Source organism: Tamlana sedimenti (assembly GCF_038148895.1).
GTDB lineage: Bacteria > Bacteroidota > Bacteroidia > Flavobacteriales > Flavobacteriaceae > Tamlana.
Genome location: NZ_JBBVGQ010000004.1, coordinates 333,774 through 357,472 on the forward strand (window position 1 = coordinate 333,774; position 23,699 = coordinate 357,472).

25 protein-coding genes and 1 other RNA gene are annotated in these 23,699 nt (G+C 34.7%); 18 read left to right on the forward strand and 8 right to left on the reverse strand.

Features of this window, described 5'->3' with window-relative positions:
* Positions 1-45: 45 nt before the first annotated feature.
* Positions 46-279, reverse strand: coding sequence for a uroporphyrinogen decarboxylase (locus WJN01_RS11865; protein WP_445197370.1), 234 nt, complete (start codon positions 277-279; stop codon positions 46-48).
* 2 nt (positions 280-281) lie between these two features.
* Entirely contained in the window at positions 282-2,081 is a 1,800-nt protein-coding gene (gene typA, locus WJN01_RS11870; protein WP_445197371.1) for a translational GTPase TypA, read from the reverse strand.
* Positions 2,082-2,228: 147 nt separating this feature from the next.
* On the opposite strand from typA, the gene WJN01_RS11875 reads away from it, so the two are divergent.
* The 10 genes from WJN01_RS11875 (at position 2,229) to WJN01_RS11920 (ending at position 8,898) form a co-directional block, all read left to right on the forward strand.
* The gene (locus WJN01_RS11875) at positions 2,229-2,588 is read left to right on the forward strand and encodes a hypothetical protein (protein WP_445197372.1); all 360 of its coding nucleotides are present in this window, start codon (positions 2,229-2,231) and stop codon (positions 2,586-2,588) included.
* 32 nt (positions 2,589-2,620) lie between these two features.
* Positions 2,621-3,439, forward strand: a complete 819-nt coding sequence (gene kdsA, locus WJN01_RS11880; RefSeq protein ID WP_445197373.1) for a 3-deoxy-8-phosphooctulonate synthase — start codon at positions 2,621-2,623, stop codon at positions 3,437-3,439.
* A 101-nt stretch (positions 3,440-3,540) separates the two neighbouring features.
* The gene (locus tag WJN01_RS11885) at positions 3,541-4,149 is read left to right on the forward strand and encodes a hypothetical protein (protein ID WP_445197374.1); all 609 of its coding nucleotides are present in this window, start codon (positions 3,541-3,543) and stop codon (positions 4,147-4,149) included.
* A 75-nt stretch (positions 4,150-4,224) separates the two neighbouring features.
* The gene (locus WJN01_RS11890; protein WP_445197375.1) at positions 4,225-4,518 is read left to right on the forward strand and encodes a winged helix-turn-helix domain-containing protein; all 294 of its coding nucleotides are present in this window, start codon (positions 4,225-4,227) and stop codon (positions 4,516-4,518) included.
* Positions 4,519-4,522: 4 nt separating this feature from the next.
* Positions 4,523-5,287, forward strand: a complete 765-nt coding sequence (locus WJN01_RS11895; RefSeq protein WP_445197376.1) for an oxygenase MpaB family protein — start codon at positions 4,523-4,525, stop codon at positions 5,285-5,287.
* Between the two features lie 183 nt (positions 5,288-5,470).
* Positions 5,471-6,856, forward strand: a complete 1,386-nt coding sequence (locus WJN01_RS11900) for a DUF4153 domain-containing protein (RefSeq protein ID WP_445197377.1) — start codon at positions 5,471-5,473, stop codon at positions 6,854-6,856.
* Between the two features lie 47 nt (positions 6,857-6,903).
* Positions 6,904-7,248, forward strand: a complete 345-nt coding sequence (locus WJN01_RS11905) for a hypothetical protein (protein ID WP_445197378.1) — start codon at positions 6,904-6,906, stop codon at positions 7,246-7,248.
* Positions 7,245-7,874 (forward strand): SanA/YdcF family protein, encoded by a 630-nt coding sequence (locus WJN01_RS11910; RefSeq protein WP_445197379.1) that lies wholly within the window; start codon positions 7,245-7,247, stop codon positions 7,872-7,874. The genes WJN01_RS11905 and WJN01_RS11910 overlap by 4 nt, the downstream gene beginning before the upstream one ends.
* Positions 7,871-8,239, forward strand: coding sequence for a ribosomal maturation YjgA family protein (locus WJN01_RS11915; RefSeq protein WP_445197380.1), 369 nt, complete (start codon positions 7,871-7,873; stop codon positions 8,237-8,239). Before WJN01_RS11910 ends, WJN01_RS11915 begins: the two co-directional genes overlap by 4 nt.
* Positions 8,236-8,898, forward strand: coding sequence for a DUF1361 domain-containing protein (locus WJN01_RS11920; RefSeq protein ID WP_445197381.1), 663 nt, complete (start codon positions 8,236-8,238; stop codon positions 8,896-8,898). The genes WJN01_RS11915 and WJN01_RS11920 overlap by 4 nt, the downstream gene beginning before the upstream one ends.
* Positions 8,899-8,906: 8 nt before the next feature.
* Here WJN01_RS11920 and WJN01_RS11925 read toward each other — a convergent pair whose 3' ends face one another.
* The 3 genes from WJN01_RS11925 to WJN01_RS11935 all read right to left on the reverse strand — a co-directional run bounded on the left by WJN01_RS11925 (position 8,907) and on the right by WJN01_RS11935 (position 11,832).
* Complete coding sequence (locus tag WJN01_RS11925) at positions 8,907-9,653, reverse strand: slipin family protein (RefSeq protein ID WP_445197382.1); 747 nt, start codon at positions 9,651-9,653, stop codon at positions 8,907-8,909.
* A 159-nt stretch (positions 9,654-9,812) separates the two neighbouring features.
* Positions 9,813-10,595, reverse strand: coding sequence for an SDR family NAD(P)-dependent oxidoreductase (locus WJN01_RS11930; RefSeq protein ID WP_445197383.1), 783 nt, complete (start codon positions 10,593-10,595; stop codon positions 9,813-9,815).
* A 28-nt stretch (positions 10,596-10,623) separates the two neighbouring features.
* Entirely contained in the window at positions 10,624-11,832 is a 1,209-nt protein-coding gene (locus tag WJN01_RS11935; protein WP_445197483.1) for an NAD(P)-dependent oxidoreductase, read from the reverse strand.
* A gap of 223 nt (positions 11,833-12,055) precedes the next feature.
* On the opposite strand from WJN01_RS11935, the gene ssrA reads away from it, so the two are divergent.
* Positions 12,056-12,450: a transfer-messenger RNA gene (ssrA, locus tag WJN01_RS11940) on the forward strand.
* A 61-nt stretch (positions 12,451-12,511) separates the two neighbouring features.
* Here ssrA and WJN01_RS11945 read toward each other — a convergent pair.
* From WJN01_RS11945 to WJN01_RS11955, 3 genes are all read right to left on the reverse strand, one after another.
* A complete protein-coding gene (locus WJN01_RS11945) occupies positions 12,512-12,838 on the reverse strand; it encodes a hypothetical protein (RefSeq protein ID WP_445197384.1) in 327 nt (108 codons plus the stop codon).
* A 220-nt stretch (positions 12,839-13,058) separates the two neighbouring features.
* The gene (locus WJN01_RS11950; protein ID WP_445197385.1) at positions 13,059-13,445 is read right to left on the reverse strand and encodes a rhodanese-like domain-containing protein; all 387 of its coding nucleotides are present in this window, start codon (positions 13,443-13,445) and stop codon (positions 13,059-13,061) included.
* Positions 13,446-13,504: 59 nt separating this feature from the next.
* On the reverse strand, positions 13,505-13,822 hold the full coding sequence (locus WJN01_RS11955) for a rhodanese-like domain-containing protein (protein WP_445197386.1): 318 nt from the start codon (positions 13,820-13,822) through the stop codon (positions 13,505-13,507).
* A gap of 181 nt (positions 13,823-14,003) precedes the next feature.
* On the opposite strand from WJN01_RS11955, the gene WJN01_RS11960 reads away from it, so the two are divergent.
* The 7 genes from WJN01_RS11960 to WJN01_RS11990 all read left to right on the forward strand — a co-directional run bounded on the left by WJN01_RS11960 (position 14,004) and on the right by WJN01_RS11990 (position 23,695).
* Complete coding sequence (locus tag WJN01_RS11960; protein ID WP_445197387.1) at positions 14,004-16,133, forward strand: OstA-like protein; 2,130 nt, start codon at positions 14,004-14,006, stop codon at positions 16,131-16,133.
* 3 nt (positions 16,134-16,136) lie between these two features.
* Positions 16,137-17,327, forward strand: coding sequence for an aspartate aminotransferase family protein (locus WJN01_RS11965; protein ID WP_445197388.1), 1,191 nt, complete (start codon positions 16,137-16,139; stop codon positions 17,325-17,327).
* 152 nt (positions 17,328-17,479) lie between these two features.
* Positions 17,480-18,868, forward strand: a complete 1,389-nt coding sequence (locus WJN01_RS11970; protein ID WP_445197389.1) for a tetratricopeptide repeat protein — start codon at positions 17,480-17,482, stop codon at positions 18,866-18,868.
* 53 nt (positions 18,869-18,921) lie between these two features.
* A complete protein-coding gene (locus tag WJN01_RS11975) occupies positions 18,922-19,839 on the forward strand; it encodes a polyprenyl-phosphate transporter (protein WP_445197390.1) in 918 nt (305 codons plus the stop codon).
* A 2-nt stretch (positions 19,840-19,841) separates the two neighbouring features.
* A complete protein-coding gene (locus WJN01_RS11980) occupies positions 19,842-20,858 on the forward strand; it encodes a DUF368 domain-containing protein (protein ID WP_445197391.1) in 1,017 nt (338 codons plus the stop codon).
* Entirely contained in the window at positions 20,855-21,595 is a 741-nt protein-coding gene (locus tag WJN01_RS11985) for a shikimate dehydrogenase family protein (protein WP_445197392.1), read from the forward strand. The genes WJN01_RS11980 and WJN01_RS11985 overlap by 4 nt, the downstream gene beginning before the upstream one ends.
* Positions 21,596-21,700: 105 nt before the next feature.
* Positions 21,701-23,695, forward strand: coding sequence for a DUF349 domain-containing protein (locus WJN01_RS11990; protein WP_445197393.1), 1,995 nt, complete (start codon positions 21,701-21,703; stop codon positions 23,693-23,695).
* Positions 23,696-23,699: the final 4 nt, after the last annotated feature.

The following is a 23,699-nucleotide window of genomic DNA, read 5'->3' on the forward strand; positions in this document are numbered from 1 at the left end:
ACAGATAAAACAATATGAAATAAAGATTTCATCGATTATATGCTGTTAGGCTTGCTTTTTAACTAGATAATATATGTTAATGCTGAGAATGGCTAAGTTGGTTATAATGATTGGCTTTGATAATGGTTGAAGCGCAAAGCCATAAAACACGAATAGTAAACACCCTAAAGCATTTACTATTCGTAATTTATCTACAGATTTCATTAAGAATGAAATTAGTACCGTTGCCATGGCAGCATAACCAACCAACTCTACCCAAGAAATCCACAGAAACTCCATTTTTAAATGGATTTATTTCGCTTGCGTTCTACTTCTGTCAAAAAGATTTTACGAATGCGTAAATGGTTCGGAGTCACCTCAACATATTCATCTTTTTGAATATATTCCAAAGCTTCTTCTAAAGAGAATTTTATGGCAGGAACTATTTTTGCTTTTTCATCGGCACCAGAAGAACGCACGTTACTCAACTTTTTGGTTTTGGTAACGTTAACAGTCATATCATCGCCACGTGAGTTTTCACCAATAACTTGGCCTTCATAAATATCTTCTCCCGGATCGATAAAAAACTTACCTCTTTCCTGTAATTTATCAATGGAATAAGGAATTGCTTGTCCTTTTTCCATCGAAACCAAAGAACCATTTTGACGCTCGGGAATTCCTCCTTTCAATGGTTGGTACTCTTTAAAACGATGTGCCATGATGGCTTCACCCGCCGTTGCAGTTAACAACTGGTTTCTCAAACCTATAATGCCTCTGGACGGAATAATGAACTGGCAAACCATGCGCTCCCCTTTAGCCTCCATACTGAGCATTTCACCTTTTCTAAGGGTCACCATTTCAATGGCTTTACCAGAAACCGTTTCGGGCAAATCAATAGTCATTTCCTCTACCGGTTCACATTTTACACCGTCAATTTCTTTAATGATAACTTGAGGTTGACCTATTTGAAGTTCGTAGCCTTCTCGGCGCATGGTTTCAATTAAAACCGACAAATGAAGTACCCCACGACCAAATACCATAAACTTATCAGCACTACTGGTTTCCTCTACCCTAAGCGCAAGATTTTTTTCCAATTCTTTTGTTAGACGCTCCTTAATGTGTCTGGAGGTTACAAACTTTCCATCCTTTCCAAAGAACGGCGAATCATTAATAGTAAACAACATGCTCATGGTTGGCTCATCAATAGCAATGGTTTTTAAACCTTCAGGCTTTTCCCAATCGGCCACGGTATCACCGATTTCAAAATTCTCCAATCCAACAATTGCACAAATATCACCAGCTTGAACTTCATCTACTTTTTTGCGACCTAAACCTTCAAACGTATGAACCTCCTTTATTTTAGATTTTACAATGCTGCCATTTCTTTTTACCAAGGAAATATTTTGACCAACCTTTAAAGTGCCTCGAGTAAAACGTCCAATGGCAATCCTTCCTGTAAACGATGAAAAATCTAAGGAAGTAATCAGCATTTGAGTGGAACCTTCTTCAATTTTTGGTGATGGAATATGCTCTATCACCATATCCAACAAAGGCTCTATATTGCTGGTTTGATTTTGCCAATCGTCGCTCATCCAATTGTTTTTTGCTGAACCGTAAACAGTTGGAAAATCCAATTGCCACTCTTCGGCTCCCAATTCGAACATTAAATCGAAAACTTTTTCGTGTACTTCATCTGGAGTACAGTTTTCTTTATCAACTTTATTGATTACCACACATGGTTTTAAACCCAAATCAATAGCTTTTTGAAGCACAAAACGTGTTTGTGGCATCGGCCCTTCAAAGGCATCAACCAACAACAAAACACCATCAGCCATGTTTAAAACACGTTCTACTTCACCCCCAAAATCGGCGTGCCCAGGAGTGTCAATAATATTAATTTTTGTGTCTTTATATACTACCGAAACGTTTTTTGAAGTAATGGTAATACCTCTCTCACGCTCCAAATCGTTGTTATCAAGGATTAAATCGCCTGTATTTTCGTTCTCACGGAATAACTGACAGTGGTACATGATTTTATCAACCAAGGTAGTTTTACCATGGTCTACGTGTGCAATAATTGCAATATTTTTAATGTTAGCCATAATGGTGCCTATTTTGAGCGTGCAAAGGTACGTGTTATTTTCATATATAGTTAAAAAATTGTTATAATTAAAAGTTATAATAATTTTAAAAAATAGTTTTCGTTATTTTTATAATGAACTGATTTTCAAATAGCAAAACCCAATTCTATGTCGTCCTTAATCAATAAATACACAAATTCAATTCCATACCTCTATTTTACAGCGGTTTCCGCTTACTGGTTTACAGTAATTAACAAAGAAGAAGGTATAGCTGCTTATCCCATTTTATTATTTGCAATTCCGTTTTTATGGCAAATTGTTAAACCCAACAAAAACCTCAATTTCACCTTGGGAATTACTTTTGTATGTATCTCGTCATATCTTATCATAGCATTTTTATCTGATGCCCTTAAGCTAATCTCGTTGTCTTGTATTAATGAGCCGTTACTTTATGGTGGAATACTGGTTTTTGCAAATTTTGTCATGGCTTTATGGATTATTAGAAATAGTTTAAAAGAAGCCATTTAATATGTAACTTTGTTGCTTAAATTTTTAAGCAAATGAACATTTCTGAAGTTCCAAGGATAAAGCACAGCAATTCTAACAATTTCTTTTTATTGTGTGGTCCGTGTGCCATTGAAGGTGAAGACATGGCTCTGCGTATAGCCGAAAAGGTTGTTGGCATTACTGAGAAGCTTGAAATTCCTTATGTTTTTAAAGGCAGCTTTAAAAAGGCAAACCGCAGCAGAATTGATAGTTTTACGGGCATTGGAGATGAGAAAGCTTTAAAAATCCTGAAAAAAGTTTCAGACACCTTCAGCATACCAACCGTTACGGATATCCATGAAATTTCGGATGCTGCCATGGCGGCAGAATATGTTGATGTGCTTCAAATTCCTGCATTTTTGGTGAGACAAACCGATTTGGTAGTAGCTGCTGCCGAAACGGGGAAAGTGGTCAATTTAAAAAAAGGGCAATTTATGAGTCCCGAATCCATGAAACATGCAGTTCAAAAAGTAAAGGATGCCGGAAACCACAAAACGTGGATAACCGATCGCGGCACCATGTTCGGTTACCAAGATATGATTGTTGATTTTCGGGGTATCCCAACCATGCGTAAGTTCGCCCCAACGGTTTTAGATGTTACCCATTCTTTGCAACAGCCAAATCAATCGGCCGGGGTTACCGGTGGTAGACCAGATATGATTGAAACCATTGCCAGAGCTGGTGTTGTGAATAAGGTTGATGGATTGTTTATCGAAACCCACTTCGATCCAGCCAATGCCAAAAGCGATGGTGCCAATATGCTACATTTGGATAATTTGGAAAAACTGCTAACCAATTTAGTGGCTATTCGAAAAACGATAAACAAACTGTAAACCATCAAAGTTTAGATTCTCTAAAGTTTTTAATTTAAAACAACTTTTTTTGTGAAAATTTAAAAAATATTTATTTACTTTGTAATTCAAAGTACTTTTATATGGAATCAAAAGATTATCTGAAAGACATTAGCGAGATTAAAAATTTAATGAATAAATCGTCTCGTTTTATTTCCCTCAGTGGGCTTTCCGGAATTTTAGCCGGTATTTATGCTTTAATTGGTGCTGCAATTGCTTATTATATTGTAGACAACTCTATTAGAGGTTATCTAATTTTAGACGGAAAAATTTTTGCTATTTGCATGTTTATTCTTGCTCTAATAGCGTTTTTCAGTATCGTCACAGGAATCTATTTAACTACAAGAAAAGCAAAAAAGAATGGAGAAAAAATATGGGACAGTTCCTCAAAAAGATTGTTGGTTAGTTTTTTAATTCCTCTTGTTACAGGTGGTATTTACATTTTAATTATTCTAAACCAAGGCAGATATGGACACACTGCCGCATTAATGCTTATTTTTTATGGCTTAGCACTAGTAAACGCTTCAAAATATAGCATTGGAGATATTAAGTACCTAGGCTTAACAGATATTATCTTAGGGTTAATTTGTGCCTTTTTACCAAGTTACGGATTTTGGTTTTGGGTTTTAGGTTTTGGATTTATGCATATTGTTTACGGTACTTGGATGCATTTTAAGTACGATAGAAATTGAGTTTCTCGTAAAGCTGCAAAGGCACAAAGGAAGTGCAACAACTGCCAACTGCTGACCGAATACTGCAAACTGAAAATGAGTATAATAAATAACATAAATAAAGCATTCGATCACCGAATTAGATTGGGCATCATGTCTATTTTAATGGTGAACGAGTACGCCGATTTTAATACTCTTAAAGAATTGCTCGATGTAACCGATGGTAATTTGGCAAGCCATGCTAAAGCACTGGAAAAAGAAGACTATATAAAAGTTGAAAAGCAATTTATTGGGAGAAAACCAAATACGCGCTACTCCACCACAAAACTTGGTGAAACCGAATTTAAAAAACATATTGAAGCACTTGAAAAATTAATTAACAAAGGCTGAAACCATGAAATATTTTGTAGATAAAAATTCCGTAGTTAGGGAGATTTGGGGCAAAAGCGACACCATTCTTTTGGTTTTTGTTGGTGCATCTGCAGAATTTGCCTTAAACAAAGCTGTGGACTGGCTGTACTTTACAGGAAAGTTGCCAAACGACCCTTTGGGCAGGTTGTTTTCAACAGTAAATTATGCCAGGGCTATTGTTTTTTCAGAACACCAATCCGCTTTAAATGCCATAGACAATATTACCACCATTCATAAATCAGTTGAAGAAAAACGAGGCAAAACCATCCCAGACTGGGCTTATAAAGATGTGCTGTTCATGCTCATTTATTATTCAGTTAAGTCGTTTGAAACGCTTGAAAGACCATTATCGCCTTTGGAAAAACAGGAAGTATTAAAAGTATTTAACAATGTTGGAGAAAGGATGGGCTTAAAAGACTTAGCTAAAACCTACTCTGAGTTTGAAAAGGCACGCCAAAATCATCTTGAAAATCACCTTCAAAATGGTGCACACACAAAACACCTCTATAAACAATACAGAAAGCATTTAGGGCTCATGAGATATCTATTGCTCATTGAAACCCAAATTTTATTGCTGCCAAACCAAGTCAGGAACCTTTTGAGTTTTAGAAAGTATTCTTTTCTAACCCCTTCAGTTATGGTCTATAAAATTTTTAGGCAATTCAAACTAGACTGGATTTTAAAAGAGGCATTGCTACCTACGGCATATAAAGCCGATATTAAACGTTTAAATATAATTTCAGAATAAAAACAAAATTTTTTAATTTTTTACTTTGAAAAACAAAGTACTTTAAATCACTAAAAATAGAAGAACACAAAAACACCCCACCGCAAAACAAATTTGGAAATTGCTTGAAACAGCAGACATACCATATACATAAACTTACCAAAAAGGATTGAAAAACTTAATGAAGAACTTTAATATTTAATTATGAAAAAACTATCGCTATTCATCGGAGCCATATTATTCAGCACATTGTTTTACAGACAAAATGTTGGGCTTAACTTAACCTTATTCAGTTTAATTACCTTTTTGGTTTTAAGCATATATAATCCAAAATCTTTTAAAAATAGAAGAACAATAACTTTAGGCTTTTTATACTTTATTACGGCCATAAGTATCTTCTTTTACCAATCTACGCTTTCAATTGTCGCTAATTACGTTGCTTTTTTTACCCTTGTTGGCAGTGTTTCGCAACATAAGTCATCTATTTATATCAATTGGATTAATGGCTTATATACATTTATTGCTGGTTTTTTCCATCGCAATTTTAGTGTTTTGGAAAACGAACAAAAGGTTAAACCTAAAAAGTCCATCGATTATGTTCAATGGATTAAAATCATAGGTATTCCTCTCGTTGTTCTCATTATTTTTATTAGCCTTTATAAAAATGGTAATCCTGTTTTTAATGACCTCATTTCAAAAATTGATTTTAGTTTTCTCAATTTTCAATGGATATTGTTCGCCGCATTAGGGTACTATTTACTTTACAACATCTCAACACCAATTTCCATAGACCCAGCTACTGAAATCGATTTAACAACAAACAATTATCTAAATAAAATCGAAAATTTTTCAATTGAAAACACAAAAAAGGAAAACCAGTTGGGCATTATACTTATTTCTTTATTGAATGTACTCATTGTGATTTTTCTTATTACCGACTTTAGTTTTCTATTTTCCTCCAATGATTTTAGGGCATCTATATTTTCCAGTCAGGTTCATGATGGTATCAATGCGCTTATCGCTTCCATTATTATTGCCATTATTATTATTCTATACTTTTTTCGAGGAAACCTGAATTTTTACCGTGAAAACAAAACACTAAAGTTATTGTCTTATACCTGGATAGTCCTCAATATCATCTTAGTAGCAAACACGGCCGTCAAGGATTACCAATACATTTATTATTTCGGCTTAACTTATAAAAGAATAGGTGTTCTGGTTTATTTATTGCTAACAGTAATTGGTTTAATTACAACATCCATTAAAGTGATGCAAATTAAAAACTTTTGGTATTTGTTAAGGGTTAATACAATAACCGCATTTGCTGTTTTGATTATTTGCTGCACGATTAATTGGGATAAACACATTACTTCTTACAATCTTAATTATGCAAAAGCTATAGACTTTAACTATCTCATAAATCTTTCTAATAATAACACATTGTTATTGAAAAGCTACAGTGATCATTTAGTGCTTAATAGTGAAAATAAAAGATTGGTGACAAATAAGTACAATAATTATTTAAATGAACTTAAAACAAGAAATTGGCAAGAACTAACCTATGATAATTTTAAAAAAGAATTAAAATAACCAAAATGAACCTGAATGTACCATTAAACATTATGAAGTCAACCCTTTTGGCAACCATCATTTTTTGGGTTGTGATTTTGTCGAAAAACTTTCATGAAAACATTGATATAGCTCTATACATTTTAGTATCTATGGTTCCGATATCTATTTGTTGCACCGCTACAATTTTATTTACAATTGCTCCATTTTTTTGGCTAGAAAACAACAACAAAACAAAAAGAGATGTATTTAAAAAATGGTTTCCTTTTTATGCCATTTTAAGTTTTGGTTTGTGTTTTTATGGTTCAATATCTACTCCAGAAATAATCTGTTTTTTCAGCGCTGCATACTTTACATCATTACAATCTTGGGTTTGGTTTGCAAGTGAAAAAAAGTTAAAACATTCAATATGAATTATTTAAAAACATTAAAGTGGTTAATTCCGTTTGCCTTTACATACATTTTAGTCGTAAACTTTTGGGTTTCTTATCAGGCAAAAAACTCTATTTACAATACTATTTCAGAAACACCCAAAAATAAAGTCGGTATAGTTTTAGGGGCGAGCAAATATACTTCAAATGGCTATATCAACCTATATTATAAATATCGCTTGGAAGCTGCAATATCATTGTACAAAGCTGGCAAAATTGAATTTATCCTGATTAGCGGTGACAATAGCAGAAAAGAATATGACGAGCCAACGGATTTTAAGAAGGATTTAATTGCTCGAGGTGTCCCTGGATGTAAAATTTATCTGGACTATGCCGGATTTAGAACACTCGATTCTATGGCTAGGGCAAAACAGATTTTTGGGTTAAACTCGGCTACTATAATATCTCAAAAATTTCATAATGAACGAGCACTGTATTTGGCCAATCATTTTAACATTAACGCTGTGGCATTCAATGCTAAAGACATTGGTGGGCGTTATGGAATTAAGACCAAAATAAGAGAATATCTAGCGCGCACCAAAGCATCAACCGATGTACTTTTCAATGTTGGCCCTAAGTTTTTGGGAAAGCAAATTAAGATTATATGAAACTAAACACCTCCTATTTAATAATCGCTATACTGCTATTTGCAATAGAAGCACTCATAGCCATATTTCTAGAAACCGGATTTATTCGGTATACCTTCGGCGACTTTTTAGTTGTAATTCTAATCCACACATTCGTTAAAAGTTTTTTTGATGCAAACCCTTTTAAACTTGCTATAGCCGTTTTAATTTTTGCTTTTGCCATTGAGTTTTCTCAATACTTCCATATACTGAAAATCTTCAATCTTGAAAACAACAAAATTGCAAAATTGGTTTTGGGTAGCACGTTTCAAATTTCAGATTTGGTGGCTTACACATTAGGGATTTTAACGGTTATAATTGTAGAATTTAAACTCCAAAAATCATGAACAACATAAAACAGCTCATTATAAATAGATATAAAATAATTTCCATCTTAATAACCACAACGGGTTTTAGTATTGTTTTGCTCGTGATTAGAATGAAGCTCACCCATTCGTTTTTCTACTTGTTTTTGGTATGGAATTTATTTCTAGCAGTCATACCTTTTACCATCACAAGCTATTTGTCAAGTCTCCCCAAGCTTAATAAGGTAAAGCTTGCAATTTGGTTTTGTGTATGGCTGCTATTTTTACCAAACGCCCCATACATAATCACCGATTTATTGCACATAAAAATAAGCCGCACAAGTTTTCTCTGGCTGGATATTTTGGTAGTGACTTCCTTTGCGCTTAATGGGATGTTATTGTTTTACCTGTCTGTTTTAGAAATGAAAAAGATTTTACAACCCATTATAAAAAAATCAGCACTTAATTTATGGCAAGCCACCCTTCTATTTTTAATGGGATTTGGAGTTTATCTCGGACGGTTTTTAAGATATAATTCTTGGGAAATTTTAAGCAATCCCAAATATCTTTTTAATGATATTATAAGCATAGCATTAAAACCTTTGGCCAACAAAGAAGCTTGGTTGTTCACCCTACTTTTCGGAACGTTTTTATGGGTCGGGTTTTGGGTTTTTAAAATGCTATCAACAAAAGGAAATTAAAAATGACTCTATCCTACATCTTTTTTAGAGTTTCTAGGCAATACTTCCTCTGGGAACGGGAATAATATTGTGGAATTCTTCTCTGCCGCAATGTTTGACAAGGTTTGATATAATCTTAATTTTATTGCCGAAGGTGACTGATCAATAAGTTTACCCGCTTCTAGTAATTTGCCAGCAGCTTGCTCTTCTGCCAAAGCAAGGATAATTCGTGCTCGTCTAGAACGTTCTGCTTCAGCTTGATTTGCCATCATGCGTTTCATGTTTTCAGGCAACTGAATATCCTTAATCTTAACATCGATTATATCTATTCCCCATTCTTTTGTTTCAACCTCAACAATCTTTTTAATATTGTTGCCCATTTCTTCCCGTTTAGACAGAATCGTATCCAACTCTACCTTACCACAAACATCCCTAAGTGCTGCCTGAGACAACTGGGTGATAGCAAAGGTGTATTCCTCAACCTCCAATACGGCCATTTCGGGGTCTATAACCTTGAAAAAAACCACACCATCTATACTACATGGAACATTATCCTCAGTCATAACCTCTTGCGAAACCACATTAATAGTAATAACCCTTATGTCAACTATTTGTATAGTCTCAACAAGTGGAATAATCCATCTGAAACCGGGCTGCAAAGTCTTAATATGCTTACCAAACCTGAACTTTAAAGCCCGTTTATATTCAAAAATGATGCGTATGCCCGACAGTAGAAATACGACTAATAAAATTGTAAAAATTAAGGCAAAACTCATGATTCATTACTTTTAAATTAACAGCCAGTGAACGACTTTATAAGGTAACACTTTTTAATAAATTATAAAAGGATAATGAGCAATAATTATCTTATTAAAGTAGAAATAAAATGATGATTGAAAAAAGCTGGATTGCTTATTAAATTGGCTCAAAGCCTATTATTTTTCCCGGTTCTTCTCCTGTATTTTCCTAACAATGAATGTCGCCGCGTTTCGAGTAACCAATCTTGGTAAAACAGCAAGAAACTTATTGAATTTACCAGGAATGGCATAGGCCTTACCCTTTAGCATCGAATTATAGCCATATAAGGCCACAGCCTTTGCAGAAGCCATATTGAAAGTAATTTTATTATCGGAAGAATCTTCAGATACCGTTTTTTGAAAATCCGTTTTTGTTGGTCCGGGACACAAAGCTGTTACTGTAACTCCTGTACCTTTCAATTCATTGGCAATGGCCTCAGAAAAAGATAGCATATAACCCTTTGAAGCGTAATATATAGCCATTAATGGTCCCGGTTGAAAAGCTGCCAAAGAAGACATGTTCAATATTCGCCCAGAGCCACGTTTAACCATACCCTCTAAAACTAGTTTCGTTAAATGGGTTGTTGTTAAAATATGTAAGTATAACATCTTGGACTCTCGCTCCCATTCTGTTTCCACAAACGAACCAAATAAACCAAAACCTGCATTATTAATCAAAACGTCAATAGGTTCATTATTTATGGCGTCAATTATATCCTGGGCTACATTAGGGGCACTTAAGTCCCTAACCAAGGTAACAACTGCTAAATTAAACTCATCGGCTATTTCAGCTTTTACTTTTGTCAACCCTTGTTCATCAATATCAACTAATATTAATTTATAACCATCATTTACCAAAAGCATGGCCAACTCATAACCCAAGCCAGATGCTGCGCCCGTAACCAAAGCCGTTTTTATCATAAATTAAAAATTGGGTAAGGGTACAAATTTATTCCTTTTCATCCACATAATCCTGCAAATAAGCAAAACGTTGGGTCAGTTTTCCGTTTTCGGTAATTTTTGCTCTTTGCAGCACGCCGTCTTTATCATTATTAAAAAAAGCAGGTATAACATACCTTAAAAACATATCGCCAAAGCCTTCACTGGCATCTTTTGGTAATTCACAAGGCAGATTATCAACTGCCATAACCACAATGGCTTTATCATTTCTGTAATCAACCTCCGTTTCTGTTAGAGGGTCGTACCCATAAATGGGGTTTTCAATGGTTGAAGCTCGAAGGGTTGTAGCCACCGGACCATCAATATCGCAGCTAATATCGGCTACTACTTTAATATTGAAATCGGGAGATTTTACATCTTGTCTAGTGTATAAATAAGGCGCACCGTCTCCATAAAAATGCCCAGCAATGTAGTAGTCTGTTACTTTGGCAAATCTGAAAAAATCGGATTCATAGTCCTCCGGATTATTGAAAAAATCGAAGACATCGTCAACCGCTTTTCCATCTTTGCGTTTGTTATAATCCAACACATCAATTTTGCAATATACCGGTTTGGTGAAAGATTGCTTTAAATACTCATAAACTGAAACCGATTTTATGCCCATGGCATCAAACATTTCTTGGGCACCGTTGGATACTTTTCCACTTCCTGTTAAAAGTATTTTTATGCTTGGAAGGTTTATTTTATTCAACTCAGAAATTAATGCTGTTTGGTTTGGAAGTGTCTCAGATTTTGGCAACTGCCATGAATTGTACTTTAATCCCCAAGCCCGAAATCCGTTATAGGCACCAACAATGCCAGCGTACCTGCCAAAACCAATTAAACGAAAACCATCTTTGTTAACAATGGTTTCGTGGTCATAGAGTTCGATATTTCTTTCTAAAATGGCTTTTAACAGCTTTCTGTTATATAGTTGTTTTTTTATGGTATGTGAAAAGAAGAAATATTTTTTACTGGGTATAAGAGCCTCAACTGGTACTTCTTTTACCCCAATTAAAACATCGCAATCTGAAACATCATTTGTAACCTCAAAACCAGCACGGGCATATTCGTCATCGGGAAATACCCGAATATCTGAAGCCTCCACTTTAAAAGTGGCATTGGGAAATTGTTTTTGAGCCTCTTTTAGTTTTGACGGCGAAAAAACCACACGTCTATCAGGAGGGTTTTTACGTTCTTTAATGATGGCAAATTTAATGTTCATTTTTTATTAATTAGTTGCTGTGACATTATAACTGACAAAACAATTTTTGGTATAAATTTTGAACTAATGTAAAGGGATTTGAAAGTTTAACCAAACTTTTTTTGATACCTTTGCTGCCCGCGTTAAGGATTGAGGCATTTGTTGTAGCTACTTGTAAAGAGCGACTGCCGAAAGCCTGACCCGATAGGGCAACGCCAAAAGAATTACTATTTAATTGGGGGTCGACTGGTTTTGACAGCGAGATTAATTAAACGGTAAGCACGTCGTGTAATGGTTTTGAAACACGTAAAAGGCTAGACCAAAATTTAAACGGCGAGAATAACTACGCTTTAGCTGCTTAATTCTGAATTATAGTAAGAGCAAGCCCAGTCCCGCAAGGCGGGAAAGCTAAATGTCCCTTGAAAGCCTTGGTTAGTGGCGTTCTTTTTAGGGGCATCGTAAAAATTAACCAAGATAGTGTAGCGCTTTGATTCACTTTCGAGATTTAAAAGCTAAGTTGTGGGTGGGTTGTCTTTAACCAGCTTACAATCGAAAAACAAGAAAAGAATAAACGTGTAGAAAGCCCTTTGGTTACTTGTTTGGACCCGAGTTCGAATCTCGGCGGCTCCACAAACTAAAAAACCCATATAAATTAACACTTATATGGGTTTTTTGTTAAAGAAGAATTTAAGGACTAACTAACTCGCTGCTTTTCTTTCATTTTTTCCAACAGCATTAATTCATGTTGAATTTCTTCTTTACGTTTATTGAATTTTTTAACTTTTTCGTCAACCATGGCCTGATGTTCCAAACGTTTTTGACGTCTTAATTCCTGCCTTTTTATCTCTTGCTTTTTCTCTTTATTTTGCCTGATTTTTTCCATGTAAACCGATAGATAAGAATACCCATACATGCTTAAAAAAAGCAGGGCAATTATTCCTAAAATTATATATCCGTTTTCCATATTTTTTAAAATTATTAATTTAAAAATTTTTACAATTGAAAATATGTCAAAAATCATTCAGTACTTTTTGCTATTAATTAGTAAATGATACATAAAAATACAAAAAATAAGATATGACTAAAAAATAAAAAAGGTGAATGACTAAAAAAAGTAGTTGAATGTTATTACAGCTACTTTTTCACTTGATCTGGATTCCCGTTTTCACGGGAATGACAATTTCATTGGAAACCCCGATACAAGTATATGGGAAATACTTTCAATTCAATAATGGAGCATTTTATTTAGATACTTCCAAACCATAATCTGTCCAATTTAGAATGCCGCCCTCCAAATCATAAATTTCCTTGAAGCCTAGTTTTTTCAATTGCTCAACACTTTTTCCACTTCTACCACCTGAACGACAATAGACATAAACAGGTTTATTTCTGTCCAGCGTTTTTAAAGAATCGGCAAAACTCTTTGAATAAAAATCAAAGTTTGTGGCATTTTTTAAATGTGATGTTTGGTATTCTTCCTGAGTTCTTACATCAACCAGTTGTATGCCTTCGTTACTCTGCAAAACCTCATTAAGTTCTGCTGGGGTTATTTTAATTTCCTTACCTATCGATTGGCAATTAAACAATATTGGAAATGTGACCAAGGTTATAAACCATAAGTATTTCATCTGCGTATTAGTTTAAAATTAATTATATAGTTTTTGGCTTACTTGAAAGGTTTGAAAACTCAATCCATATCAACAATGTCACCAGTCCACTGCAACATGCCTCCCTCGAGGTTATATGTGTTTTCAAAACCCAGCTGCTCCATTATTTTACAGGCCTGGCCACTTCTGTTCCCCGACCTGCAATACACATAATAATTTTTGCTCTTGTCCAACTCCTCAACTTGGTAAATAAAACCTTGTCCTTTGTAAATATCAATATGAATGGCATTTGGTATAATACCTTCGGCAACTTCTGCGTCTGTTCTCACATCCAGCACAACGGCATTATCGTCGTTAGCCAATTGTTCTGCCCATTCCTCTTGTGATAAATCTTCCATGTATTTTTAGTTTTTATTTTACAAAATTAACATATTATGAAACTATAGACGAAAAAAAAACAGACAATAAAGATTAAAATTCATCTTGTTTCGGTCTTCTAGAATATATTTGAGGCGTTTTTTGTTCTGCAATCATAAAACATCATTTTAATCGTTATTTTTGCTACAAATATTTTTTATTTTGAACAGACTACAGGTTTTAATTTTCACGCTTTTTATTTGCTATATTTCCACCGATTTTATCAACGGACAAACCAAAAAGAAAATCCAAATTGAATATGCCGGGAAACTTACTATTGACGAAGAAAATTATCCTGGGGCCAAAATTCTTACTCGGGATGATGCACAGCAAGTTCATATTGAACATAATGGCGCTAATATGTGGTGTGATAAAGCCATACATTACAGTGCTGAAAATTTTATAGAAGCTTATGGCAATGTTAATATAAAACAGGGTGACACCATAAATATGACCGCAAAATATGTTGAATACAGCGGCATTACAGAACTTGCTTTTGCACGTGGCGAAGTGGTTTTGGAAGACCCAAACTCTACAATAACTTCAGACACACTATATTTTGACAAACTCAAGGAACAGGCCTTTTACAAAAGTGGTGGTACGGTTGTAAAAGACTCTTCTGGAACAATTACAAGTAAAATTGGCAGGTATTACATGAACATGAAAAAGTATCAGTTTGTTGATGATGTTGTTTTGGTGAATGAAGAATCAACCATTAATTCTGATTATTTCGATTTTTATTCAGATACCGGTCTTGCTTATTTGTATGGGCCTTCAACAATAACAACCGAAACCAGCAAGACCTATTGTGAGAAAGGTTTTTATGACACAGAAAACAAGGTTGGCTATGCACTGAAAAACGCCAAAATAGATTACGACAACCGAATTATTGAAGGTGATAGTTTATATTTTGATGACACTAAGAGTTTTGCCTCTGCTTCAAATAATATCAAGATTACCGACACCATAAACAACAGTGTTGTAAAAGGTCACTATGCCGAAGTGTTTAAAGAAAAGGATTCTGTTTTCATTACAAAACGTGCATTGGCTATAACAGTACAAGAGAATGACTCCATTTACATACATGCCGATAAAATAATGGTTACCGGTAAACCAGAAAACAGAATCATCAATGCCTATTACAATGCCAAAATGTATAAATCGGATATGAGCGGAAAGGCCGATTCCATCTATTCAAACCAAAAAACGGGAATGACCAAATTTATAAATATTCCACGTTTTTCACCAGGAGACAAATTTTCGGTAAAGCGAAAACCTGTTTTGTGGAATTTGGAAAACCAGATGACGGGTGACACCATTCACTTAATATCAAACAACGAAACCGAAAAAATAGATTCACTTTTGGTTTTCAATAATGCATTCATTATTAGTCAAGATACCATCAGCAAAACGGGCTATAACCAAATTTATGGTATGCGATTGGTTGGTTTATTTAATGATGAAAACAAATTAAGGCAAGTAGACATTAATAAAAATGCTGAATCTATTTTCTATGCTCGAAACGACCAACAGGAATTAATTGGCATTGATAAAGCAAAATCGGGTAGTATCTCCATATTATTTTCCGATGGAGATATTGATGAATATACGAGGTTCAATCAAGTAGATGGCAATTTGTACCCCGAATCAAAATACCCTGAAAACCAAAAATTCCTCAAAGGTTTTGATTGGCGCGAGCAAGAGCGTCCATTAAGCGTTGAAGATTTATTTAAAGATGACAAACCTTATAATTTACCAATAATAAAAGGGCTTGAGGATTATGTGCCCCAAAGTGCCTTTTTTGATGAAGATATGATGGAACGCATAGAACAGGCCGGCAACTACAGCGTATTTTCTAACGGAATTGGTGAAAATCTATTGAAATCCGGAAATGACTTTAATGAAAGCTCTTGGATAAAGATTAATATTTCTGTAAAATCTGATGATATGTTAGTTGAAAACTACTCCCAAAAAGCTGATAAAATTTACAACACGAATGCAGAAAACGGTATTATTCTTCAAGATGTAACTGACTTGAAAGGTAAAATTCAAATCTCAATTTGGATAAAAGGGAATGGCAAAATAGTCTTTAGATTGCAATCAAAAAATTTAAATGGAAAAGGCTTTAGAGACTTATCCCACTCAGACATAACCCTAAAAAACACCTGGACTAAATATACTTTAGAAGGGCAACAAGAAAAAGACAATGTTTTTAGGTTTTTGCTAGGACAAATTCAACCCTCTGATGAAGTATACGCTTGGGGAGCTGAGTTATTAAAACTTTCTGAATAAAAAATGAAATCAGACTTTCTTAAATATCAAGCACAAACCACTGCGCATCCTTTAGCCATGGAAATCTCTCATGCCAATGGCTCATTTATTTATGATACGAACAACAAAGTCTATTTAGATTTTGTTGCTGGTGTTTCCGCTTGTCCTTTAGGCCATAACAACCCTAAAGTTATAAAGGCCATTAAAGGGCAGTTAGACAAATACCTACATGTTATGGTATATGGTGAATATATTCAAAAACCTGCTGTTGAACTCACAAAATTACTAGCCAATAAACTCCCATATTCTTTAGAAAAAACTTATCTAACCAATTCTGGAACAGAAGCTATTGAAGGCGCTTTAAAACTGGCAAAAAGAGCCACTGGCCGGAGTGAAATCATTGCCGCCCATAATGCATACCACGGTAATACTATGGGGTCTATGAGTGTTATGGGCTATGAAGAGCGCAAACAAGCTTTCAGGCCACTTATACCAGACGTGAGATTCATAACTTTTAATGACGAAGAAGACTTAAACCAGATAACCGAAAAAACCGCTGGTGTTATTTTAGAAACTATACAAGGAGGCGCTGGATTTTTAGAACCCCAAAATGGATATTTGGAAAAAGTAAGAAAGAAATGCGATGATGTTGGGGCACTTTTAATTTTAGATGAAATTCAACCAGGAATTGGACGCACCGGAAAACTTTTCGGTTTTGAACATTATAATTGCATCCCAGATATTTTAGTGATCGGTAAAGGTTTGGGCGGGGGTATGCCCATTGGGGCTTTTACGGCATCGGGCGACTTAATGGATTTGCTATATGAAAACCCAAAATTAGGGCACATTACCACATTTGGCGGGCATCCGGTAATTGCTGCCTCGGCCTTGGCAACTTTAAAGGAAATTACTGAAAGCAACTTAATGTTAGAAGTACTGGAAAAGGAAAAATTATTCAAGAGCCTTCTTGTCCATCCATTAATCAAAGAAATAAGAGGCAAAGGGCTCATGTTAGCTTTTATAACGCCTTCTGCAGAAATAACAAATCAACTTATTTTGAAGTGTCAAGATGCTGGATTAATACTTTTTTGGTTACTTTTCGAGCCTAAAGCTGTAAGAATTACTCCGCCGTTGACAATTTCAAATGACGAAATAAAACAAGGTTGCAAAGTAATTATTGATATTTTAGATGAAATACACCGTCAAAATAAATAACACAACCTTCTGATAATCAATAAAAAACTATTAATAAAATTAAAAAAAGCCGGTACCTGTTGATTACTTTGTTAAAAACATTTACTTCATTTTCCATTCAAAAGCATTTAGAAGCTTAAATTTATTCGAGTAGAAATCCCACAAATTTGCCTATGGAGTTTAGTCCTGAAGAGAACAATAACTTACCGCTCACCAAGTTTGAATCGATGTTAAAAACCAACCATGTTTTGTTTTTCGATTCTGAAGAATTTGAAAACATCATTCACCACTATCTAAACCAAGGCAAAATAGCTCTAGCCAAAAAGGCCATTAAATTAGGTTTAGATCAACATCCCACCTCTATCAACTTAAGACTTTTTAAAGTTGAAATCTATGTTTTTGAAGATAAGTTTCCTCAAGCAAACACATTATTAAATGAGCTTTATAGCATTGACCCTACCAATGAAGAAATTTACATCCAAAAAGCCAATATTTTTTCTAAACAGGATAATCACCAAAGAGCTATTGATGTTTTAAAACAGGCCCTTAGCCTTACCGATGATGTTGTTGACATCTATTCATTAATCGGCATGGAGTACCTATTTCTTGATGAATATGAAAATGCCAAAATGTATTTTATGAAGTGTCTCGAAGAGGATATAGATGATTATTCAGCGTTATACAATATCATTTACTGCTTCGAATTTTTAAATCAGAATGAAGATGCCATTTCATATTTGAACATCTTTTTAGACAAAAACCCCTATTGTGAAGTGGCCTGGCATCAATTGGGCAAACAATATTTCATTTTAAAAGACTACAACAAAGCATTGACTGCTTTTGATTTTGCAATTATTTCAGACGACACTTTTGTTGGTGCGTATCTTGAACGAGGCAAGGTATTGGAAAAACTAAAACGTTACGAGGACGCCGTAGAAAATTACTCCATAACCTTAAAATTGGACGAACCAACTTCATTTGCATTACTGCGCATTGGCAACTGCTATGAAAAGTTGAAAAACTTTGATTTGGCTCTTCAATATTACGACAGAACAGTACATGAAGACCCTCTATTGGATAAAGGTTGGATTGCTATCACCAGATTTTACAAAAGAAAAGGAGATTTTCAAAAAGCCCTTTACTTTATCAACAAAGCCATCAATATTGATCCAGAAAATGTTACATATTGGAAATTGTATTCCCAAATCAATCAACGATTAAATTTTTACGAAGAAGCAGAGCGCGGTTTCAAAAAAACTCTGGAATTGGGCAATTACGAATTGAGTACATGGCTGTCCCGCGGTGATTTATTAATAAAACTGGGGGAACTTGAAGCAGCTATTTTTAATTTTGAACAAGCCCAAGATTTCTATAATGAAAATGCTGAAATTGAGTATCGTCTAGCCGGCTCATATTTTTCGTTAAATCAAAACAACAAGGGCATTTTCCATTTAAAAAATGCCATAAAATTAAACGAAGATTACTCGTTTATACTTGATGAGCTTTTTCCTGATGTTGTTAACAATATGGTTGTTAAAAACTTACTAAAAACCAATCCATAACTTAAACGTTCCATTAAAATACATACCTTTGGTTTTCGCTTAAAAAACCAAATATGCAAAGACGTTTAATCGACTATTTAATTATTTCCCTTAAAGGATTAGCTATGGGTGCGGCAGATGCTGTACCGGGCGTTTCGGGAGGGACTATAGCTTTTATTTCAGGTATTTACGAAGAATTAATCACCACCATTAGTAACGTAAATGCATCATTATTTAAAACCCTTTTTAAAGAAGGCATCAAACCTTTCTGGATACAGCTTAATGGAAATTTTATTGTTGCGTTACTTTCAGGTATCATCATAAGTTTTGTGTCTTTTATGCGGTTGGCCAAATACTTACTTGAAAACCACCCTATTTTAATATGGTCGTTTTTCTTCGGGCTCATCATTGCCAGTATTTACTTTGTGGGCAAACAAATCACCAAATGGAACTTAGCAACCATCATATCTTTGCTTGTTGGTGCCGTAATAGCGTTTTACATAAGTAAATTACCAACATTGGCGACAAACGACAACTCATTATTTCTCTTTTTTGCTGGAGCTATAGCCATTTGCGCCATGATTTTACCCGGTATCTCTGGCTCATTTATACTTATTATTCTTGGCGCCTACCAAACGTTGAGTAATGCCATTCATGACTTGGATTTCAAAAAGCTATTGATTTTTATAATTGGTGCCGTGATTGGGCTGTTAAGTTTTAGCCACGTTTTAAAATGGTTGTTCAAACACTTTCACAATATAACTTTGGCTGTGTTGACGGGTTTTATTTTTGGATCTCTAAACAGGGTCTGGCCATGGAAAAATACACTAACTTGGCACACCAATTCAAATGGAATTAAGACTCCATTGTTACAAGAAAGTATTTCTCCGCTTGCTTTTGAAGGCAACAATCAATTAGCATTTGCCATAATTTTAATGGTTTTAGGGTTTTTAACTATTTTTATTCTGGAAAGATTAGGTTCTAAAAAATAAACATGCAAAGCACCAGAACACTCAGAGACAAAATATTCCTGATTCTAAAAGGACTGGGAATGGGTGCAGCTAATAAGGTTCCCGGGGTTTCTGGTGGTGTGGTTGCTTTTGTGGCTGGTTTTTATGAGGAGTTCATCTATTCGTTAAAAAAAATAAACCGAAAGGCCTTTTTGTTGCTTTTTAACGGAAGGTTTAATAGTTTTTACCGATATGTAAATGGCCGTTTTTTGGCGCTGCTTTTCTTCGGAATGATTGTCAGCTATTTCAGCGTCTCCAAGGTTTTGGACTTCTTAATCGAACATTATGAACTATATGTTTGGAGTGTTTTTTTCGGAATGATTATTGGCTCCATCTATTATATTAATAAAGATTTTAATGACTGGAACTATAAAACCTACATAAGCTTAGCGATTGGTATTATATTGGGAGCCAGTATTAGCTTTTTAAATCCTGCCACGGAAAATGATAACTTATGGTTTGTTTTTTTCTGCGGTATTATTAGTGTTTCTGGCATGACTTTGCCCGGTTTTTCAGGATCGTTTATTTTAATTCTTTTGGGCAACTATGTATTGCTTTTGGTAGATTCTGTTAATGCTTTATACGATACTTTTTCTGATATTTTTTCAGGCGATTTCAGTTTTATCAACAATAGAGAGCGGATTAGAATGCTGGAGGTTTTGGGGATTTTCACCTTGGGTTCTTTTACCGGTTTGGTTACCTTCTCTCATGCATTAAGCTATATTCTTAAACACTTTAAAAGTATTACTCTTGCATCAATTATAGGGTTCATTATTGGCTCATTGGGCGTTGTTTGGCCATGGAAAAAGAGCATATACAAAGTTGCCGCTGATGGTAGCTTATTACTGGATTCTGCTGGCAAAAAAGTTATAAAAAACTACCAACGCTATTTACCAGAATGGGACACTGAAACATACTACGCCATTGGTTTTATAATTCTGGGAATTTTAATAGTTTTGGCCCTGGAATGGTACGGACAAAAAACCAGAAAAATTAAATGAACAAATTAGGCCTTTTAGGAAGAAATATATCCTATTCATTTTCAAAAGCATACTTCAAAAAAAAATTTGAAGACGAAGGTATTGACAATACTTCCTATGAAAACTTCGATATTCAAAGTATTGATCTTTTTCCCTCTATAATAAAGAACACCAAAGGCTTAAAGGGATTAAATGTTACCATTCCGTACAAAGAGCAGGTTATTCCTTATCTGGATAAACTAAGCAAAAAGGCCAAAGAAATTGGTGCAGTCAACACCATTAAAATTACAAAAAAAGGTCATATGGTGGGCTATAATACAGATTGCTATGGCTTTAAAAAATCGTTGGAACCGTTTCTAAAAAAACACCACCAAAGCGCTTTGATTTTAGGTACTGGAGGTGCTAGCAAAGCAATTGCTTATAGCCTCAAAGAATTAGGTATTTCTTATCAATATGTATCGAGAAAGCTTTCAAACGGTATTGCTTTTAGTTATGAAACCTTAACTCCACAAGATATTGAAAACCATCAAATTATAATCAATTGCACGCCGCTTGGCACATTCCCAAATATTGATGTTTGCCCAGATATTCCCTACAATGCTATAACTGAAAAGCATATTTTGTTCGATCTCATTTACAACCCTAAAGAAACTAAATTTTTAAGCCTTGGTAAACGAAATGGATCAACCATTATAAATGGACTAAACATGCTAAAATTGCAGGCCGAAAAGGCTTGGTCTATATGGGATATTGAATAAAACCTACCATATTACAACTAAAAATCTTCAACCTCTTTGTAAATACTTTACTTGTTAGTATCTTTAAAGTTCTAATGAGTGAAATGAACCTTAACATTTTTTAAAATGTCTGACATAAATAAACTGCATAACGCAGAAGGAGCTGAAGAAACCAATCTCAACGAGAATTCGACGGGGTTGGATACCAACAAAACTGTTGAAGAAACATCTCATACAGATGCTCAATCCAACGAGGTAGTCGCTAAAACTGCTGAAGAAAAGCTTGAGGAAGACAAGACGCATTCTGTCAAAAATTTAGATGAACACGACGAGGTTCTAAATGAAATTGAGGAGTCCAACGCAGAAGACGCAGAAGATGAAGGCAACAAAGACAGACATAAAATTGAGGTAAAGGAATACGACACCATGTCGCTGGAAGCATTGGCCATTGAACTGGAAAGGCTCCTAAAAAATGAAAAGGTACAAGCCATTAGAAACCATGTAAACAGTATAAATTCAGAATTCAAAACTAAATTACAGGCTTTAATCGACGAGAAAAAAGAAGATTTCGTAAACGATGGAGGCCACGAGATAGATTTTTATTATTCTTCACCCGTTCAAAAACGGTTTAAAGCAGCCTACAGAGAATACAGAAAAAAACTTAATGAGCATTATCAAAGTTTAGAGAAAAACCTAAAACAAAATCTCGCAGATAAATTGGAGATTATCGAAGAATTAAAGGGCTTAATTGATGTTGAAGAAAACATAAACACTACCTACAAGCACTTTAAAGAACTGCAAGAACGCTGGAGAAATACGGGGCCAATTCCACGTGACAAATACAACAATGCTTGGAACAGCTACCACCACCATGTAGAAATGTTTTACGACTTTTTACATTTGAACAGGGATTTACGCGATCTTGATTTCAAACATAATCTTGAAAAAAAGTTACTTATTATTGAGCGTGCGGAAGAATTGACCAAAGACGACAACGTGATGCACGCTTTTAGAGAGTTGCAGGAATTACACAAAATGTGGAAAGAAGAGCTGGGTCCTGTAGCTAGGGAGCATAGGGAAGAGATTTGGGAACGCTTTAAGGCAGCAACCAAAATAATAAATGACAAACGCCAACTGTATTACCAAGAAATAGATAAAGTTTACGAAAAGAATCTAGAAAAAAAGCTTGAAATTATTTCCCAAATTGATAATGTAACTGCACAAGAAAGCAATACGCACGGTGCTTGGCAAAAGAAAATTAGGGCTGTTGAAGAATTACGGGATGCTTTTTTTAATGCTGGAAAGGTTCCTATAAAAGTTAACGAAGATACTTGGGCAAAATTCAAAGAAACTGTTAGAACCTTCAACCGACAAAAGAATGCATTTTATAAAGGACTTAAAAAAGACCAATATAGTAATCTTCAGTTAAAACTCGATTTAATTAAAATAGCTGAAGATAACAAGGATAGTGAAGATTTCGAGACAGTCACCCCGCTGATGAAGAAAATCCAAAGCGATTGGAAAAAAATTGGTCATGTGCCTAGAAAAGATAGCGACAAAATATGGAAACGCTTTAAAGCAGCTTGTAACCATTACTTTGACCGTATACATGCCAAACGAAATGCAGCCAGCAAAGAACAAGTTGAAGCTTACAATAAAAAGAATGAGCTTTTGGACAAATTAAAAGATTTGAAATTGCCAAAAGACAAGGACAAAAGTGTAGACCTTATAAAGGAGCAGATTAGCGAATGGCAAAACCTTGGTAAAGTTCCAAACGACAAACGTTTTATTGAAGGGAAATTCCAAAAAACCATTGACCAACTTCTAACTGGTTTAAAAATGGCCAAGAATGAGGTTGAAATGATTAAGTTTGAAAACAAGCTTGATGTTTTAAATGCCTCTGAGGATAGCAGAAATTTGGACAATGAACGTGCATTTATCCGCAAAAAAATTGATGAAGTAAAAAGTCAAATAAATCAATTGGAAAACAATTTGCAATTCTTCACTAATGTTGAAGACGATAATCCTGTTGTAAAAGAAGTGAAAAACAACATCAAGGAACACAAGGAATCTTTAAAACTTTGGAAAAATAAACTTAGTAAAATAAAAGAATTGTACTGATTCA

Bases quoted from the DNA above. Each gene is read 5' to 3' on its own strand.
- WJN01_RS11970 (WP_445197389.1), top strand. From the start codon at position 17,480: ATGGAGTTTAGTCCTGAAGAGAACAATAACTTACCGCTCACCAAGTTT.
- WJN01_RS11915 (WP_445197380.1), top strand. From the start codon at position 7,871: ATGAAACTAAACACCTCCTATTTAATAATCGCTATACTGCTATTTGCA.
- WJN01_RS11890 (WP_445197375.1), top strand. From the start codon at position 4,225: ATGAGTATAATAAATAACATAAATAAAGCATTCGATCACCGAATTAGA.
- WJN01_RS11885 (WP_445197374.1), top strand. From the start codon at position 3,541: ATGGAATCAAAAGATTATCTGAAAGACATTAGCGAGATTAAAAATTTA.
- kdsA (WP_445197373.1), top strand. From the start codon at position 2,621: ATGAACATTTCTGAAGTTCCAAGGATAAAGCACAGCAATTCTAACAAT.
- WJN01_RS11990 (WP_445197393.1), top strand. From the start codon at position 21,701: ATGTCTGACATAAATAAACTGCATAACGCAGAAGGAGCTGAAGAAACC.
- WJN01_RS11950 (WP_445197385.1), bottom strand. From the start codon at position 13,445: ATGAAATACTTATGGTTTATAACCTTGGTCACATTTCCAATATTGTTT.
- WJN01_RS11930 (WP_445197383.1), bottom strand. From the start codon at position 10,595: ATGATAAAAACGGCTTTGGTTACGGGCGCAGCATCTGGCTTGGGTTAT.
- WJN01_RS11925 (WP_445197382.1), bottom strand. From the start codon at position 9,653: ATGAGTTTTGCCTTAATTTTTACAATTTTATTAGTCGTATTTCTACTG.
- WJN01_RS11920 (WP_445197381.1), top strand. From the start codon at position 8,236: ATGAACAACATAAAACAGCTCATTATAAATAGATATAAAATAATTTCC.
- WJN01_RS11875 (WP_445197372.1), top strand. From the start codon at position 2,229: ATGTCGTCCTTAATCAATAAATACACAAATTCAATTCCATACCTCTAT.
- WJN01_RS11975 (WP_445197390.1), top strand. From the start codon at position 18,922: ATGCAAAGACGTTTAATCGACTATTTAATTATTTCCCTTAAAGGATTA.
- WJN01_RS11900 (WP_445197377.1), top strand. From the start codon at position 5,471: ATGAAAAAACTATCGCTATTCATCGGAGCCATATTATTCAGCACATTG.
- WJN01_RS11910 (WP_445197379.1), top strand. From the start codon at position 7,245: ATGAATTATTTAAAAACATTAAAGTGGTTAATTCCGTTTGCCTTTACA.
- typA (WP_445197371.1), bottom strand. From the start codon at position 2,081: ATGGCTAACATTAAAAATATTGCAATTATTGCACACGTAGACCATGGT.
- WJN01_RS11865 (WP_445197370.1), bottom strand. From the start codon at position 279: ATGGAGTTTCTGTGGATTTCTTGGGTAGAGTTGGTTGGTTATGCTGCC.
- WJN01_RS11980 (WP_445197391.1), top strand. From the start codon at position 19,842: ATGCAAAGCACCAGAACACTCAGAGACAAAATATTCCTGATTCTAAAA.
- WJN01_RS11985 (WP_445197392.1), top strand. From the start codon at position 20,855: ATGAACAAATTAGGCCTTTTAGGAAGAAATATATCCTATTCATTTTCA.
- WJN01_RS11945 (WP_445197384.1), bottom strand. From the start codon at position 12,838: ATGATTTTTGACATATTTTCAATTGTAAAAATTTTTAAATTAATAATT.
- WJN01_RS11965 (WP_445197388.1), top strand. From the start codon at position 16,137: ATGAAATCAGACTTTCTTAAATATCAAGCACAAACCACTGCGCATCCT.
- WJN01_RS11895 (WP_445197376.1), top strand. From the start codon at position 4,523: ATGAAATATTTTGTAGATAAAAATTCCGTAGTTAGGGAGATTTGGGGC.
- WJN01_RS11955 (WP_445197386.1), bottom strand. From the start codon at position 13,822: ATGGAAGATTTATCACAAGAGGAATGGGCAGAACAATTGGCTAACGAC.